This is a genomic window from Steroidobacter flavus (assembly GCF_042651805.1).
Classification (GTDB): Bacteria; Pseudomonadota; Gammaproteobacteria; order Steroidobacterales; family Steroidobacteraceae; genus Steroidobacter; species Steroidobacter flavus.
This window is the reverse complement of sequence record NZ_JBHSDU010000003.1, coordinates 388,570-404,924: the sequence shown is the minus strand read 5'-3', so window position 1 is coordinate 404,924 and position 16,355 is coordinate 388,570. Positions and strand designations below refer to the sequence as shown.

At 62.4% G+C, this 16,355-nt stretch carries 16 protein-coding genes; 9 read left to right on the top strand and 7 right to left on the bottom strand.

Annotated features, from left to right (window positions below; translation table 11 throughout):
- Positions 1-8: 8 nt before the first annotated feature.
- Genes ACFPN2_RS07295 through ACFPN2_RS07270 form a run of 6 tightly spaced genes read right to left on the bottom strand, consistent with a single transcriptional unit; the run spans position 9 to position 5,798 of the window.
- Entirely contained in the window at positions 9-1,238 is a 1,230-nt protein-coding gene (locus ACFPN2_RS07295; RefSeq protein ID WP_380595955.1) for a phosphopentomutase, read from the bottom strand.
- Complete coding sequence (locus tag ACFPN2_RS07290; RefSeq protein WP_380595954.1) at positions 1,235-2,167, bottom strand: glycoside hydrolase 5 family protein; 933 nt, start codon at positions 2,165-2,167, stop codon at positions 1,235-1,237. Before ACFPN2_RS07290 ends, ACFPN2_RS07295 begins: the two co-directional genes overlap by 4 nt.
- Positions 2,164-2,955 (bottom strand): nucleotidyltransferase family protein, encoded by a 792-nt coding sequence (locus tag ACFPN2_RS07285; protein ID WP_380600068.1) that lies wholly within the window; start codon positions 2,953-2,955, stop codon positions 2,164-2,166. Before ACFPN2_RS07285 ends, ACFPN2_RS07290 begins: the two co-directional genes overlap by 4 nt.
- Before the next feature lie 2 nt (positions 2,956-2,957).
- The gene (locus tag ACFPN2_RS07280; protein WP_380595953.1) at positions 2,958-4,106 is read right to left on the bottom strand and encodes a CgeB family protein; all 1,149 of its coding nucleotides are present in this window, start codon (positions 4,104-4,106) and stop codon (positions 2,958-2,960) included.
- A complete protein-coding gene (locus ACFPN2_RS07275; RefSeq protein WP_380595952.1) occupies positions 4,103-4,702 on the bottom strand; it encodes a histidine phosphatase family protein in 600 nt (199 codons plus the stop codon). Before ACFPN2_RS07275 ends, ACFPN2_RS07280 begins: the two co-directional genes overlap by 4 nt.
- Positions 4,650-5,798: an inositol-3-phosphate synthase gene (locus ACFPN2_RS07270; protein ID WP_380595951.1), complete on the bottom strand. Its 1,149-nt coding sequence runs from the start codon at positions 5,796-5,798 to the stop codon at positions 4,650-4,652. The genes ACFPN2_RS07275 and ACFPN2_RS07270 overlap by 53 nt, the downstream gene beginning before the upstream one ends.
- Positions 5,799-6,087: 289 nt before the next feature.
- Here ACFPN2_RS07270 and ACFPN2_RS07265 point away from each other — a divergent pair, with 289 nt between their 5' ends.
- Genes ACFPN2_RS07265 through ACFPN2_RS07225 form a run of 9 tightly spaced genes read left to right on the top strand, consistent with a single transcriptional unit; the run spans position 6,088 to position 15,595 of the window.
- Complete coding sequence (locus tag ACFPN2_RS07265; RefSeq protein ID WP_380600066.1) at positions 6,088-7,215, top strand: SDR family NAD(P)-dependent oxidoreductase; 1,128 nt, start codon at positions 6,088-6,090, stop codon at positions 7,213-7,215.
- The gene (locus tag ACFPN2_RS07260; protein ID WP_380595950.1) at positions 7,212-8,318 is read left to right on the top strand and encodes an NAD-dependent epimerase/dehydratase family protein; all 1,107 of its coding nucleotides are present in this window, start codon (positions 7,212-7,214) and stop codon (positions 8,316-8,318) included. Before ACFPN2_RS07265 ends, ACFPN2_RS07260 begins: the two co-directional genes overlap by 4 nt.
- A 4-nt stretch (positions 8,319-8,322) precedes the next feature.
- Positions 8,323-9,300, top strand: a complete 978-nt coding sequence (locus tag ACFPN2_RS07255) for an MDR/zinc-dependent alcohol dehydrogenase-like family protein (protein ID WP_380595949.1) — start codon at positions 8,323-8,325, stop codon at positions 9,298-9,300.
- Entirely contained in the window at positions 9,297-10,334 is a 1,038-nt protein-coding gene (locus ACFPN2_RS07250) for a Gfo/Idh/MocA family protein (RefSeq protein WP_380595948.1), read from the top strand. Before ACFPN2_RS07255 ends, ACFPN2_RS07250 begins: the two co-directional genes overlap by 4 nt.
- Before the next feature lie 8 nt (positions 10,335-10,342).
- A complete protein-coding gene (locus ACFPN2_RS07245; RefSeq protein WP_380595947.1) occupies positions 10,343-11,428 on the top strand; it encodes a glycosyltransferase family 4 protein in 1,086 nt (361 codons plus the stop codon).
- Positions 11,425-12,549: a CgeB family protein gene (locus ACFPN2_RS07240; protein WP_380595946.1), complete on the top strand. Its 1,125-nt coding sequence runs from the start codon at positions 11,425-11,427 to the stop codon at positions 12,547-12,549. The genes ACFPN2_RS07245 and ACFPN2_RS07240 overlap by 4 nt, the downstream gene beginning before the upstream one ends.
- The gene (locus tag ACFPN2_RS07235) at positions 12,546-13,682 is read left to right on the top strand and encodes a CgeB family protein (RefSeq protein WP_380595945.1); all 1,137 of its coding nucleotides are present in this window, start codon (positions 12,546-12,548) and stop codon (positions 13,680-13,682) included. The genes ACFPN2_RS07240 and ACFPN2_RS07235 overlap by 4 nt, the downstream gene beginning before the upstream one ends.
- Positions 13,669-14,808 carry a CgeB family protein gene (locus ACFPN2_RS07230; protein WP_380595944.1) on the top strand — a complete coding sequence of 380 codons (1,140 nt, stop codon included), beginning with the start codon at positions 13,669-13,671 and terminating at the stop codon, positions 14,806-14,808. Before ACFPN2_RS07235 ends, ACFPN2_RS07230 begins: the two co-directional genes overlap by 14 nt.
- A gap of 10 nt (positions 14,809-14,818) precedes the next feature.
- Positions 14,819-15,595: a TIGR04290 family methyltransferase gene (locus ACFPN2_RS07225; protein ID WP_380595943.1), complete on the top strand. Its 777-nt coding sequence runs from the start codon at positions 14,819-14,821 to the stop codon at positions 15,593-15,595.
- On the opposite strand, the gene ACFPN2_RS07220 is transcribed toward ACFPN2_RS07225, so the two are convergent.
- The gene (locus ACFPN2_RS07220; RefSeq protein ID WP_380595942.1) at positions 15,582-16,355 is read right to left on the bottom strand and encodes a Crp/Fnr family transcriptional regulator; all 774 of its coding nucleotides are present in this window, start codon (positions 16,353-16,355) and stop codon (positions 15,582-15,584) included. The genes ACFPN2_RS07225 and ACFPN2_RS07220 overlap by 14 nt on opposite strands.

Sequence of the window (16,355 nt, the reverse complement as noted above, 5' to 3'; positions counted from 1 at the left end):
GGTTACCATTAGAAAGATTGACCATGACCGCCGCGTGGCAGTCGCAAATGTCGGGCAACCGTCGCGCCCATGTCAGCAAAGCTGGCGCGCCGACCCAGTGAGCGACGGCTCTCACCCTCGATCTCGAGATTCGGCCCGAACGCGAGCACCGGTACGCATTCGCGCGTGTGATCGGAGCCGGGCCAGGTCGGATCGCAGCCGTGATCGCCGGTAATGATGACCAGATCGCCGTCGTCCAGCTGCTGCATGAACTCGGGCAAGCGTGAGTCGAACGTTTCCAAGGCGGCGGCATAACCCGGCACGTCGCGACGATGACCGTACAGCGTGTCGAAATCCACCAGATTCACGAACATCAGTCCACCCTCGCCCAAGTGCCTCATCGCAGCGACTGCCTGATCGAACACCGAGTCGTTGTCTTTGCCTTTCAGCTCGCGGCCGGTGGCAGTGTGACAGAACAGGTCGCCGATTTTTCCGACCGAAACGACTTCACGATCGATATCCCGGGCGCGACTCAACAGTGTGGGAAAAGGCGGCGGTACTCCATAGTCTCGACGGTTCGAGGTTCGCTGATAACCCTTCCCGGTCGTGACGAACGGACGAGCGATGACTCTGCCGACACACATCTCATCGAGCAACTCGCGGGCCACTTCGCAGGTCCGGTACAGGCGCTCCAATCCGAAGTGCTGCTCATGAGCCGCGATTTGAAAAACGCTGTCGGCGGAGGTGTAGCAGATGGGCCAGCCGGTGCGCAGGTGTTCGTCGCCGAGCTCGGCAATGATCTGGGTGCCCGACGCATGTCTGTTACCGAGCACGCCGTCGAAGCTGCCGCGCTCGCATAGCGCTTCGATCAACGTATTCGGAAAGCAAGGCTCGGTCCGAGGGAAATATCCCCACTCGAAATCCACCGGGCTGCCGGCGATCTCCCAATGCCCCGATTGTGAATCCTTGCCCGTCGATACTTCGGCGGCCGCGCCGGCATGGCCCTGTCGCCAGGCGGATGTTTCCAGACCCGGAGCCATCATGCCCGTGGCCACGCGACAACACTCACCGAGACCGAGCGAGCACAGATTGGGAACATGCAACGCTCCATGCCGGAGACCGCTGCGATCGGCGTCGCCGTCGGCGCATCGTTGCGCGATATGACCCAAGGTGTCCGAGCCGCTATCGCCATAACGGCCGGCATCGGGCGCGCCGCCTACACCGAGAGAGTCCAGCACGATGATGAATGCGCGGCTCATGCGACTGCCACTCTGTTGATGGGATGCTCAGTGCCTGCAACCGTCGGCGCGTAGCGCTCGATCATCGACGCACAGAACTCGGCGAATCGTTCCGGCTCGCGCGGCGCGCTGGTGTGATGAGGCATGATGCCAAGATGCTCTGGCGTGAAACAGAAGGTCACTGTGACATCGAAGTCCTGGAGCGCTGTCATTTGTCGGTCGAACCACGCGAGCGCATTGGGGCGGAAGCTGTCAGCCCATGACAGACCGGTACGCAGGTGTCGCACATTGAGCCGCTTCAACCAGGCGACTCCTTCATCCAGCCGATGATCTTCGAAATGAAACCACTGACAAATGCCCATCGCCGGCGTGTGATCGCCGAATCGGTCCAGCGCCTGTTTGGGCGTGCCGTCCTCGCGCAGCAGGCCCATATAGAAATGTCTGTAATAGGAGGAGCCTTCGGCTTCGCGATGTCGCGTCGTGGCGGGCCATGCGCGCGGCAAGTCATAGAGGCTGTACCAATGAATACGCGGCGCCCGTCCTTTGAGCAATGAGGCCGTTCGATCCACGCCCCACGCTTGCACTTCCTCGGCACCGAAGCTCGAGACGCCAACTTCGCTCACCCACACAGGCAACGACGTCGCCCTCTGAATTTCCGCGAGCTTGGTCGGCCATTCGTCGATGCACCAAAGATTCCAGTCGAGCGGAAAGCCATGAACAGCGACGGCATCCACCTGCTCGAGCACGCCGCGCTCTTCGAGGTTTCGCAGAAAGCACGGATCGATCGGCGACATGCCGCCAAGGACGCGAGGCAGGCGCGGATTGGCGGAGTGAATCGCTTGCCCGGCGAGACAGGCCATCTCCGCAAAGCGCGCCCACCCGGGATCGATCTCCGGATCCCAGTGCGATTTGTTGTTCGGCTCGTTCCAGATCATGGCGGCTTCGATCATGTCCGGACCTCGATACGTGCGCACTTGTGCGTTACCGGCGTCGGCATGTCAGCCGTGCCTGGCGGCGTATCGCTGAGCATGAGCATCGCGGCCCGATAGCCCTGCAACGTACCGACATCGACATACGCCTCGCCGGCCTTGATGCCGAGCGCTTCGCCGCCCGCGGCCAGATAGGCGTTGATCAAGGTGCCGAAATATTCGTCGCGCTCGTTACGTTCGCGCCACAAGCGATACAACTCGTGCAGGACCGAGCCAGGCATCTTGAACGCCCCCCAGATCCAATGGGTGCCGGGATCCTGTTGTTTGACGCGGATCTCGGTGACGTGCTCGCCATCGTCGGCCAGCATCACGGCGTCGAATTGTTCGGGCCGCTCCACTGGAAACAACAAGAACGAAAGCTTGTCGTCCGGCAGTGCCGCCAGACCGTGATCGGGAAACCAGATCGTGTCGGGCAATCCGATGGCCACGGTGTCATTCGCCGCGACCACAGAGCGCGCACGAAACACCGCGTCGCAGAGTCCGGCAGGCTGAGGTTGCACGACGTAGGCGAGGTCGGCGCCACCGAATTGACCGCCGAAGTATTCCAGGATGTCGGATTTCCCGGCGCCGATGACGAAACAGATTTTGTCCGCGCCGCCTCTGATCATTCGTTCCAGCAAGTACTCGCTGACCGCGCACGGCCGTTGCGTGTCGTTCAAGGTACGGGAGCCGACCGGCAACAGCTCTTTCGAGAAGGCCAGCGGTTGAATACGACTGCCGCGTCCGGCGGCGGGAACGATGCCCCACATGGTCATGGCCTCGCTGTGTCGAAGTGTTGCCCGTGATCCTGCAATGGAGGTTGCAGCGAGCGCCGGCGCGACGGCGAACGGATCTCCTCCAGATACTGGATCAACTGTTTGGCCCGATGCAGGCTGGTGTGCTCATCCAATGTCCGCTCACGCGCGGCGCGACCGATGGCCTGCAAGCGTGCATCGCTCAGATCCAGCGCGGCCAAGGTGTCGGCGGCGACTCGAGCGACCAGGACCTGCTCGCCCGGCGTGTAGAAATCTTCCAGACCGCACCATTCGTCCGAAAGCACAGTCGCTCCGCACGCCGCGGCCTCGAACAATCGGCCCGAGGGGCACCAGCCCATGCGGGCCATCGGCTCGCGGGTGACATTCAACGTCAGGCGCGATGAGGAAAAGAACGCGGCGTGCTCCGTTGGCGGCAGGTGATAAACGAAGTAAACGTTGTCGCTCCAGGGAAAGTGCTCTGGATATTGCGCGCCGCCGATCAGAAATTTGTCTCCGGGCCGCTGCCGCGCCGGTGCGACGAACAGCTCTTCGAGCAGGGTTTGCCGATCCGCCGAATAAGTGCCCAGCCACGACAGCGCCGCGCGATAGCGCTGCACGGGATCGACGGGTTGATGAACATCGGGATCGACGTGGCCATACAACGCACGGACTCGATGCGCGGACAGATCGCTTCGTAACGCTTCGAGCGCCGCACCGCCGGTGTAGCTCAACACCAGATCGAAATCGGCGAGGCCTCGCCACGGGATATAGGGAACGTGCTTGCCCGAGCGCAACGCATCGAGCGTGACCGGCGTATCCAGGTCGTAGAAGACCGCCAGTGGACGTTGCGCGTCGAGGATGGCGTCGGTGGCAGCCTGCGCGTCGAAACAATAGGACGAGACAATCGCGGTATCGCAATCGGCGAGCTCGCGACGTACGCGACCCTCGATCGTCGACCAGTCCGAATACAGCACCAGCTTGCTATCGCCCAGTGACGGGGGCAGCGAAGGCCAGTCGCGACTGCTGGCGTAATAGGGCACGTCGCGCTCGAAGAAAACGAATTCGTGGCCGAGTCTTGCCAGCGCTTTGCCGAGCCCGCGCCAGAGTGTCGCGTGGCCGTTGCCCCACGAGGAGCTGATGGTCAGACCGAAGATGGCGATTTTCATAACGGTGCCCGCTGGTTGATGCCATCGATGCGCGGGCCCCAATCGCTGAGGCTCACGCGACTGATGGAGGCGGGGCTGATCGCCAGTCGTCGATAAGCGTCGACCGGCGCTTGCAGCCAATGCAGGAGCGCGGCGCGAATGACTTCCGCGTGCGTGACCAGAACCATCGGCCGGCCGGGAAATGTCTGGCGCAGTCGATCGAGATGGCGCACCACTCGTGCCTGCACGTCTCCGATCCGCTCGCCCGCCGGCGTTGCCGCCGTAGCGCGCTGCTCGTTCCATCGTCGCCACGCTGGATCCTGAGCGAGCTCGTTGAATGTTTGCCCCGACCAGTGGCCGAAGTCCAGTTCGTCGATGTCGCAAGCAGTGACCAGCTCGCACTGACTGCGCTCGCAGATCGCGGCTGCCGTTTGCTGAGCGCGACGTCGCGGGCTCGCCACGATCAATGTTTCCTGTGACGAGCCGAGCGCGCAGGCCATTGCTTCGGCTTCGCGAACTCCGATGGCGGCCAGCGGCGCGTCGACCGTGCGTCCCAGCAACATCTCATCCATGCGCTCGCACGTGGCGTGGCGCACGAGCACGAGCTCGTTGATCATGACTTTGATCCTGCTGTTCCTGAGCGACCTGGCCGGCGATGAAGTCCAGCGTCAGTTGACGCGCGACATGGTCGGTGAACTGCTGAGGCGGCGACTTCATGAAATAACTCGACGGGCCCGTCAGTGCGCCGCCTACGCCGCGATCCAGTGCGAGCTGCGCACAGCGTACGGCGTCGATGACGACGCCGGCTGAGTTCGGCGAGTCCCACACTTCCAGCTTCAACTCGACGTTCAAGGGCGAGCCGCCGAAGGCCGTGCCTTCCATGCGGATGTAGGCCCACTTTCTATCGCTCAACCATTCGACGTGGTCGCTCGGCCCGACGTGAATGTTGGCCGGGGCCACATCGATCTGACTGGTGACGGAGCGGGTCTTGGACAGCTTCTTCGAGACCAGCCGTTCCCGTTCCAGCATGTTCTTGAAATCGGCGTTGCCGCCGAAGTTGAGCTGATAGGTGTGATCCAGGCGCACGCCGCGCTCCCGAAACAGAGTGGCGAGCGCTCGATGCACGATGGTCGCGCCCACCTGGCTCTTGATGTCATCGCCCACCAGCGGCAAGCGCGCCACCTCGAAGCGACGTCGCCAGTCCGCATCGGAAGCAATGAACACCGGAATGCAATTGACGAATGCGCAGCCCGCCTCCAGCGCCCGTAAGGCATACCACTCGGTGGCTCGCTGTGAGCCGACCGGCAGATAGGAGACAAGAATCTGTGTGCCGCTGTCGCGCAGGATCTGCACGATGTCGGCTTCGGGTGCGTCCGATTCGATCAACTCGTCTTCGAGATACAGGCCGATGCCATCGAGCGTGCGGCCCCGCGCGACCGTGACGCCCAGCGCCGGTAGCGGCGCGAACACTCGTGTGTTGTTGGGTGCCGCGAGCAGCGCTTCCGACAGGTCTTTGCCGACTTTGGGCGCGGTGATGTCGAACGCCGAGGCGATTCTGATGTCACGCACGTGATATGGACCGACTCTCGGGTGCATCAGCCCCGGGATCACCGCATCGTCATCGGCATCGCGGTAGTAGTGCAGTCCCTGTACGAAGGACGATGCGCAGTTGCCGGCGCCGACGATGCCAACGTTCACTGTCTCTGCGTTCAATGCCGTCTCCCGCGAATCGTGTGACGTGACTGATGCACGAACCATGCAAAGTACCAACTGGCGCGAGTGCGCGCGGCGACGTCATGAAAGTGTGTAAGCACTCCGCGGCTGTGTAACTTTTTTTCAGGGTCGCCGGTGAAAGTCACTTGCTTTATGCCGTGCAGAGAGGTGCCGCAGTGGCGGCACGCTTGTTGCTACTTACCTTGCAGACAGACGTCGTCGACGTACGCCGTCACCGACAGTCATCGAGGAGAGGCTAGTGGGCAAGCTGTGGACATCGAATCAACCCATGCAGTTGGATTCGCGCGTGTTGGTGACTGGCGGCGCAGGTTTCATCGGTTCGCACGTGGCGAACCTGCTTGCGGAAAGCGGCGCACGAGTGCGTGTGATCGACGCGCTCGACGAGCAGGTGCACGGCGCGGATGCGGGCTTCCCGCTTCATTTGCATCCCGACGTCGAGCGCGTCGAAGGTGACGTTCGCGACCGCGATGCTTTGTCCCTCGCGCTGAAGGATGTGACGCACGTGTGTCACTTCGCCGCCGCCGTGGGCGTCGGTCAGAGCATGTATGAGATCGAGCGCTACGTCGACGTGAACAACCGGGGCACCGCGATGTTGCTGGAAACATTGATGGATCGCCCGCTGCAACGGCTGGTGATCGCCTCCAGCATGAGCATCTACGGCGAGGGACTGTATCGACGCCCGGGCATCAACGGTGGCGCCCAGTATTGCGAGCCGCCGCTGCGCTCGCGCGAACAGCTGTGCGAAGGGCGTTGGGAGATCGAAAGCGACGGCGGCATGCTCGAACCGGTAGCGACACCGGAGACCAAACATGCGGTGCCGGCCTCGGTGTATGCGCTGTCGAAATACGATCAGGAACAGATGTGCCTGATGTTTGGCGCTGCCTACGGCGTGCCGACAGTGGGGTTACGCTTCTTCAATGCTTACGGGCCGCATCAGGCGCTGTCGAATCCATACACCGGCGTGCTGGCGATCTTCGCGTCGCGCTGTCTCAACCGCAATTCGCCGCTGATCTTCGAGGACGGCATGCAGCGACGCGATTTCGTCAGCGTCCGGGACGTGGCTCGCGCGTGCCAGCTGGCGCTGACGACACCGGCCGTCGGGCAAACATTCAACATCGGCTCGGGCGAGCCGCGAACTGTGCTGGAGGTCGCCAATAGCGTGATCGACGCGGTGAATGCCCCGGTGGAACCGCTGGTCACGGGTAAGTACCGCATTGGCGACATCCGGCACTGCTTCGCGGATATATCCAAAGCCGAGCGATTGCTGGGCTATCGGCCGCAAGTGAGGTTCGAGGACGGTCTGGTTGAATTGGCCGAATGGCTGGCGGGCACTTCCGCGAACGACAACTTCATGCGCGCGAGCGCCGAGCTCGGTCGCAAGGGGTTGACGCTGTGAGCGCGGTGGCGAAGAACGGGCGGGACTGCAGCGTTCTGATCACGGGCGGCGCGGGATTCGTCGGCGTGAATCTCGCGGCGCATTGGCTGGCCTGCGGCGAACGGGTTCGTATTCTCGATTCCCTGGCCCGAGCGGGCAGCGAAACAAACATCGACTGGTTGCAGCGGCATCACCCGGACGGCGTGGAGTTCGTCGAGGCGGATGTCCGAAATCCGGACGCGGTGTCCACCGCGATGATGGGGGTCGAGCATGTCGTGCATCTGGCTGCGCAGGTTGCGGTGACCAGCAGCCTCGTGAATCCGACCTTCGATTTCGATGTGAACGCGGTCGGCACCTTGAATGTGCTCGAGGCGGCGCGACGGGCCATTCGCGCGCCTTCCTTGATCTTCACGTCCACCAACAAAGTGTATGGCGGACTGGAGGATCTGCGCGTTCGAATCGAGGGGCAACGTTACATGCCGACCACCGAGCGGGTTCGCGCCCGAGGCATCGATGAATCGCGGTGCCTGGATTTTCACAGTCCGTACGGCTGCTCGAAAGGCGCTGCCGAACAATATGTCCTGGATTATTCACGCAGCTTTGGCTTGCGTACGGCCGTGTTTCGCATGAGCTGCATCTATGGACCGCATCAGCACGGCAACGAGGACCAGGGCTGGGTGGCTCACATGCTTCGTCGAGCGTTGGCCGGCGAGCCCATCACGATTTATGGGGATGGCAAACAGGTGCGCGACATTTTGTTCGTCGACGATCTGGTGGATGCCTTCGCCAAGGCGCGTCACGACATCGATCGGCTGTCCGGGCGCGCATTCAACATCGGCGGTGGGCCGGACAATACGGTGAGCTTGCTGGAGTTGCTGCGGCACCTGGAGCAATTGCTGGAGCGACGGGTGGATCGTCACTTCGACGCGTGGCGCGTCGGCGATCAGCGTTACTACGTGTCCGACACCAGCCGCTTCCAGCATGCGACCGATTGGTACGCGCGCACGCCGGTGGCGCAGGGTCTCGAAGCCCTGTGCGATTGGTTGACTGCGTCCGAGTTGCCGTCGATGCATCGACGTACACCGGCGCACGGATCGGTGCGCGAGCTAGGTCTGTCTGGGTAGATGCATGAGCGGATTGCAACACGCAGCCACTCTGATCCGGCCGATGACCACGCGGGTTCGCGAGGTTGAAATCGCTGAACCTGCTGCGTACGAGGTGCGCGTTCGATTGCAGGGCTGCGGTATCTGCGCTTCCGGCCTACCGGTGTGGGAAGGACGCGATTGGTTCAAGTATCCGCTCGAAGCGGGCTCGCCAGGTCATGAAGGGTGGGGCGTCGTCGATGCGGTGGGCTCGGCCGTGGACGACATCGACGTTGGGCAAAGAGTGGCGCTCATGTCGGGCCATGCCTTTGCCGAGTACGACCTGGCCGCGCGCGATTGCGTCGTACCGTTGCCTGAAGAACTGGACGACGAGCCATTTCCAGGCGAGCCGTTCGGCTGCGCGATGAATATTTTCGAGCGCAGCGACATTCATAGCGGACAAACGGTCGCCGTCGTGGGTGGCGGTTTCATCGGATTGCTGCTGACGCAACTGGCGTCCGACGCGGGGGCGCACGTCGTGGTGTTGTCACATCGTGACTTTGCGCTACAGCTTGCATTAACGATGGACGCAGAAGATACCGTCGCGACCCAGGACGACGGTCATGACGCGGAACGAGCGATGCAGCTCACCCGCGGGCGCGGGTTCGATCGCGTGATCGAAGTGTCGGGAGTGCAGGCCGGGCTGGACCTTGCGAGTGAGATCACCGCCGAACGCGCGCGGCTCATCATCGCGGGCTATCACCAGGACGGACCGCGTCAGGTCAACATGCAGCAGTGGAACTGGCGCGGTCTCGATGTCATCAACGCGCATGAGCGTTCCATGGATCGCTACGTTGCCGGCGTGCAGAAAGCCATTCAGGCGGCGCTGGAAGGTCGACTCGATCCGTTTCCATTGTTGACGCACACGGTCTCGCTCGGCTCGCTCGACCGTGGATTCAAGCTCATGCGCGATCGCCCGGAAGGTTTTGTGAAAGCGCTGCTGCTCAATGAGGCTGGGTCATGAGCGCTCGGCTGCAAGTGCCGACCAAGGTGGTGCGCTTATCGCACTCTCGACCGCGCATCGCCTTCGTCGGCTTGGGCTGGATCGGTCGCAAGCGTTTGGACGCGCTGGTCTCCGAACCGGATGCGCAGTTCGGTGTGGCCGCGCTCGTCGACAGCGATACAGAGCGTTTGCGCGCAGCTGCAAGCGTTCATCCGGATGCGTCCGTGGCACCGACCATCGATGCCCTCTTCGACGAAGGGCTCGACGCGGTGGTCATCGCCACACCGAATGGTTTGCACGCAGCTCAAGCCATTGCTTGTTTGGAGCATGGCCTGTCGGTGTTCTGCCAGAAGCCGCTTGCCACCACGCTGCACGATGTGCGACGGGTGCTGGCAGCGGCTCGCGAGGCCGATCGATTACTCGGCATCGACTTCTGCTATCGCCACATCTCCGGCATGCATGAGTTGCGACAACGACTGAGGTCGGGCGCGTTGGGCGAAATCGTTGCCGTCGATCTCGTCTTCCACAATGCTTACGGGCCAGACAAATCCTGGTGTCGCGAACGCGCGCTCGCCGGTGGCGGCTGCTTGCTCGACCTGGGCGTGCATCTGCTGGATCTGGCGCTATGGGTCCAGGACGCGCCCCCGATGGAGCGCGTGCGCAGCCGCTTGTTTGCCGATGGACAGCCGCTGCAAGGCTGCGACGGACCATTGGAAGATCTCGCTTACGCCGAATTCATCCAACCGAACGGCGCGATCGTACGGCTCAGCTGCTCCTGGCATGCGCACATTGGCCAGCCCGCGCGCATCCAGATGGAAATCACCGGCACGCGCGGTGGCGCTTCATGGAGCAACGTCGACGGCTCTTTCTATGACTTCGACGTCCACTGGTTCCAGGGAACGAATCGCGAGCGATTGGGAATGTCGCGCGATGACTGGGGGACCCGGGCGCTCGACGCATGGCTGCAGCGCTTGCGAGCAAGCAATCGCTTCGATCCGGAAGCGGAGCACATCGTTCGCAGTGCCGAGCTCATCGAGGAGGTCTATCGGGCATGAAGCTCCTGATGACAACCGATGCAGTCGGCGGCGTGTGGACCTATGCGCTGGATCTGTGCTCCGCGTTGGCCGCGCATGACGTCGAAGTCGTGCTTGCCAGTATGGGGCCGCTTCCGACTGAGGCTCAGCGTGATGCCGCGAAAGCGCTCGGCAATGTGAGTCTCCTGGAGTCGGACTATCGATTGGAATGGATGACCGAGCCTTGGGACGACGTGACTGTCGCCGGAGAGTGGTTGCTCGATCTGGCCGCTGCAAATGCGGTGGATGTGATTCACCTCAATGGCTACTCGCACGCGACGTTGCCATGGAGACGGCCGGTAGTTTGCGTAGCGCACTCGTGCGTGTCGACGTGGTGGCAGGCAGTGCATGGCTCACCGCCGCCTGATCGATGGAATGAATATCGCCACCGTGTCCAGGACGGACTGAACAGCGCCAACATCATCGTCGCTCCGACCGCCGCATTCCTGGAGCAGCTCGGCGCGAGCTACAGGCTCACGCAGCCGACTCGTGTCATTCACAACGGGCGCGCGGCGACGACGTTCAATTGCGATGTCTCTCGGGAGCCGATCGTATTGGCCTGCGGCCGGCCTTGGGATGTTTCCAAAAACCTGCGCGTGCTGGACGAAGCGTCGCAGGGCTCGACTTGGAACGCCTGCGTCATCGGCAACACCGCGGGGCCGGACGGTCAGGAGTTCATTCCGTCGGCGCTACGAGCGGTCGGTCATCAGCCGGCTCACGAAGTCCACGCCTGGATGCGACAAGCGAGCTTGTTCGTACATGCCGCGCTCTATGAGCCGTTCGGCCTGGTCGTGCTCGAAGCGGCGGCTGCCGGATGTGTGCTCGTGCTCGCAGATATTCCGACGCTGCGCGAACTGTGGGATGGCGCGGCGGAATTCTTCCAGCCAAGAAGCAGTGACGAGCTGCGCGCGTTACTGCAAGCCCTGCTCGCCGATCCGGAACGTCAGCGCAAGCTGGCGGCCGCGGCACGAACGCGCGCCAGCAAATATTCCATGGCAGTAGCGGCGGCTGAGTATGTCGACACTTATCGAACACTGGTTCGCCGCCGCGCGACCAGGAGGCGAGCTGTCGCATGAAGTTCGTCCTGTTCTATCACTCCTTGATCTCGGACTGGAATCACGGCAACGCTCATTTCCTGCGTGGCGTGGTCAGCGAGCTGTTGTATCGAGGACATGACGTCGACGTCTACGAGCCGCGATCCGGCTGGAGCTTGACGAATCTGCTCAACGAGCGGGGCGAGGCCGCGGTCACCGACTTTCGGGTGGCTTTCCCCGAGTTGAGCAGTACGTTTTTCGACGCTGCGATTCTGGATGTCGAAAAAGCCCTGGATGGAGCCGACGTAGTCATCGTTCATGAGTGGAACGAGCCTGGATTGATCCAGCGGCTCGGCGAGATCGCCGGGCGACGCGGCTGCACGGCGCTATTTCATGACACCCACCATCGCAGCGTCTCCGACGCAGCGGCCATGGCGGCGCTGGATCTGCGTCACTACGACGGCGTGCTCGCATTCGGGCAAGCCGTGGCGGATCGATACACACGCCACGGCTGGGCTGCGCAGAGTTGGGTGTGGCACGAAGCCGCCGATCTGCGGCGTTTCATGCCCCTGTCCTGTGACGATGAGCGCTCCGATCTCGTCTGGATCGGCAACTGGGGCGACGATGAGCGCAGCGCCGAGCTGCAGGAATATTTGATCGAGCCGGTGCGCCGCCTGCGCTTGAGAGCGGAGGTGCATGGAGTCCGCTATCCCGGTCATGCGCTACAGACATTGCGCGAGGCGGGCATCGCATATCGAGGCTGGCTGCCCAATCATCGAGTGCCCGAGGTGTTCGCTCGCCATCGTTGCACCGTACATGTGCCTCGCCAGACCTACGCTCGACAGCTGCATGGCATCCCGACGATTCGGATGTTCGAAGCATTGGCGTGCGGCATTCCCTTGATCAGTGCGCCCTGGATCGACTCCGAGCTTCTGTTCCGTCCGGGCATCGATTATCTGGTGGCCAACGATGGCAATGAAATGCAACGTCATCTCCGCGCGGTCCTCGACGATCGCGAGCTCGCACAGAGTCTGTCTCGTCACGGATTGGAAACGATTCGGACGCGCCATTCCTGCGCGCATCGGGTCGATGAGTTGCTGAAAATATTGGAAGCGCTGCGTGCGATTCCGGTGCGACGCTCAGCCGCAGGAGGGTTGGCATGACTGCGAAAGTCACCTTGGCCATGTTTGGCTCGAGTCTGGTGTCGGCGTATTGGAACGGCGCGGCCACTTACTATCGCGGCATGATTCGCGCGCTCGCTGGCTGCGGCTTCGATGTCACTTTCTACGAGCCGGATGCATTCGATCGGCAGCAGCATCGCGATATGTCCGATCCGGACTGGGCGAAGGTCGTGATCTATCCAGCAACGACGGACGGCTGGCAAGCCGCGCTCGAGCAAGCGCGAGACGCAGATATCATCGTCAAGGCCAGCGGCGTCGGCGTGTTCGACGAGGAGCTGGAAGCCGAGATCCCCCGGTTGCGGAGCGCGTCGAATCTGATTGTTTTCTGGGATGTGGATGCGCCCGCGACCTTGCAGCGCATGCAGGCCGATGCTTCCGATCCGTTTCGCGCCCAGGTGCCGCGCTTCGATCTCATTCTGACTTATGGCGGTGGACCGCCCGTCGTCGAGGCGTACTCGAACTTTGGCGCCCGTCGGTGCGTTCCGATTTATAACGCGCTCGATCCGACGACCCATCATCCCGTGCAACCGGACTCGAGATTCAGTGGGGCGCTCGGATTCCTGGGCAACCGGTTGCCCGATCGCGAGGGCCGGGTGCAAACGTTCTTTTTGAAACCTGCGATATTGCTGCCGGATAAGAAATTCTTGCTCGGCGGCGCCGGTTGGGATCGCAACGTCAGTCTCACGCCGAACGTGAGTTACGCCGGTCATGTCTATACCCGCGATCACAATGCCTTCAACTGCTCGACGCTCGCGGTGCTCAACATCAATCGAGACAGCATGGCGCAGGTCGGTTACTCCCCGCCCACCCGAGTGTTCGAGGCGGCCGGTGCGGGCGCTTGTTTGATCTGCGATGCGTGGCAGGGATTGGAGCAGTTCCTGGAGCCAGGCAAGGAAGTGCTGAAGGTCGATAGCGGCGAGGAAGTGGCGGCGGTGCTGTCAGGGCTGACGACGACCCAGGCGCGGCGCATCGGTAAGCGTGCCCTGCTGCGTCTGCTCGGCGAGCACACGTACGAGCATCGCGCTCGAGACGTAAAGAAGTTACTGGTGGAGCAGTTGGCCCGTCGCGCCATTCCCGCCAGACGCGACGAGGAGGTGCGACATGCGACGCTCTGACGAGATCATTTTCATCGGCCTGTCCATTACCTCTTCGTGGGGCAACGGACACGCTTCGACCTACCGCTCGCTGATTCGCGGACTGCATCAGCTGGGCCACCAGGTATTGTTTCTCGAGTGCGATCAGCCGTGGTATGCGAGCAATCGGGATGCGCCCATCCTGCCGTATTGCAAGTCGCGACTATATGCAGACGTTGACGAGTTGCGTGCCAGATATACGCCTCGCCTGCGGGCGGCGGCGGCAGTGATCGTCGGTTCGTACGTCGACGACGGCCGAAACGTTTGCGACTGGGTGCTCGATCATGCGACGGGCGTAAAGGCGTTCTACGACATCGACACGCCCGTGACGGTGGCACGACTGCAAGATGACAGCTGCGAGTATCTGCGCGCGTCGCAGGTCCCGGAGTTCGATGCGATATTCAGCTTTACTGGCGGGCCCATTCTGGATCGTCTGGAACGCGACTTCGGTGCGAAGGCCGCGCGGCCTCTGTATTGCAGTGTCGACGTCGATCAGCATCAACCCGTCGGCTCGCACCGGGACATCGATTTGGGTTATCTCGGCACCTATAGCGAAGATCGCCAGCCGGCACTGGAGCAGCTGTTGAATCAAACGGCGCGTCGCGTGCCGAAGCGTCGCTTTGCCGTGGTCGGCGCGCAGTATCCGTCGAATCTGGTCTGGCCGAAGAATGTACAGCGCATCGATCACATGGCGCCCGGCTCGCATGCGCAGTTCTATGGACGGCAACGGTTCACGTTGAACCTCACGCGCACCGATATGCGCAAGGCCGGCTATTCGCCGAGCGTCCGGTTGTTCGAAGCGGCTGCTTGCGGCACGCCCATTATTTCGGACGAGTGGGTCGGGCTCGATGAATTGCTGGAGCCGGGCAGAGAAATTCTGCTGGCCAACTCCACCGAGGACGTGGCGGAGGTTCTGGAGAACGTGAGCGATGCGGAAGCCAGGCAGATTGCCGCCGCTGCGCGCGAGCGTATCTGTGCCGAGCACAGCAGCCTGCATCGAGCGGAGGAGCTGGACAGTTATCTGAGCGCTGCGCGTGGGGCTGGGTTGGAACAGCCGCTGCGTTCGGCTGCCGGAGTGTCCGGCGAACGCGCCGTCGCGGCACATTGAGGGCCTGACCATGGCGTTGCAAAGCTCGATGCGCGAGCAGATCTCGGGACTCGGCCCTTGGTTTCACAATCTGCATCTGCCGGATGGCACGCAAACCTCGCCGGATCATCCATTCGGCGACTTCCCCAGTTTCAAATGGCAGCACGTCGCGAGTGCCGTGCCCGACGATCTGACGGGATGGTCGGTGCTCGACATCGGCTGTAACGCCGGGTTCTACAGCTTTGAGCTGGCACGACGGGGCGCGCGTGTATTGGGCGTCGACGTCGAGCCGTTGTATGTGCGTCAGGCTCGCTGGGCGGCTCGCGAATTCGATATGAAAGATCGGGTCGATTTCATCGAAGGCGATGTGTATGGCTTGCTGGGCGCCAGTCAGCACTACGATATGGTGTGGTTCACCGGCGTGTTTTATCACTTGCGCTATCCGACGCTGGCACTGGATCTGGTGCGTCGGGCCACGCGGCGACTCATGGTGTTTCAAAGCATGACCATGCCGGGCGAGGAGCGCGCTGTCGTGCCTACGGATGTGCCGCTGAATCGTCGCGAGCTGATGCTGGACGAGCACTGGCCGAAGATGGCGTTCGTCGAACATCGGGTCGCCGATGACGACAGCAATTGGTGGGTACCGAACGCCGCTTGTGTGGAAGGGTTATTGCGCTCGGCCGGGTTCGAAGTGGTGTCCCGGCCTGAGCATGAGTTCTATGTTTGCAAGCCGGTGTCGGTGCCAGCCGAATCGAGCCGCGACCTGGCACGAATTGCCGCGTCGATCGCCGCGCCTACAGCGTCTTGAGCAACGTCTGGCTATAACGATCCTTCAGTAAGCCTTCGCCTTCCAGGTGCAGATAGCCGGGGTCGAACATGGCCAGCGAGCGCAGGCCGGCGAAGTCGTGGATCACCAGCGACTTGCTGCTCATCGAGACCAGCCCGACCCGGCGCAGTTCTTTCAGGGTGCGGTTCACGTGCACGGTGGAGAGCGCAACCGTATCGGCCAGTTCCGATTGAGTGACCGGCAGCTCACACCCTTCCGGCGTCGCCAGGCCCACCGACTGCAAGCGCACGTAGATCTCACAAAACAGATGCGCGATGCGTTCCAGCGCCGTGCGTTGGCCGATGCTCACCAGCCACTGACGGCCAATCGCCTCCTCGACGAGGGTGTTCCACCAGAACGCCCGCGTCAGACGCGGATAGCGCGCAGTGATATCCAGAATGGCGTCGCGCGACAACATCGTCACCGAGGAGGGCGCCAGCGTGCTGATGGTGTGATCCATCTTCCTCAGAATGAACACTCGGGCATCGCACATGTCGCCCGGCAGAAAATAGCCGATGATCTGCCGGCGGCCGTCGGGCAGCATCTTGTGCCGGCACGCGAAGCCCGAAACGATCACCGAGACGCCGCTGGAATGCTCGCCCTCGCGCACGAGGTCCTCGTGCGAGCCATACGCGCGCACCGGTCCCGCCGCCTCGTATAGAGCGCGCTTCTCTTCCTCTGTGAGCTCCGCGAAGTTTTCGAGCTTGCGGATCAGCAGGTGAATGAGGCTGGATTCGGGCAT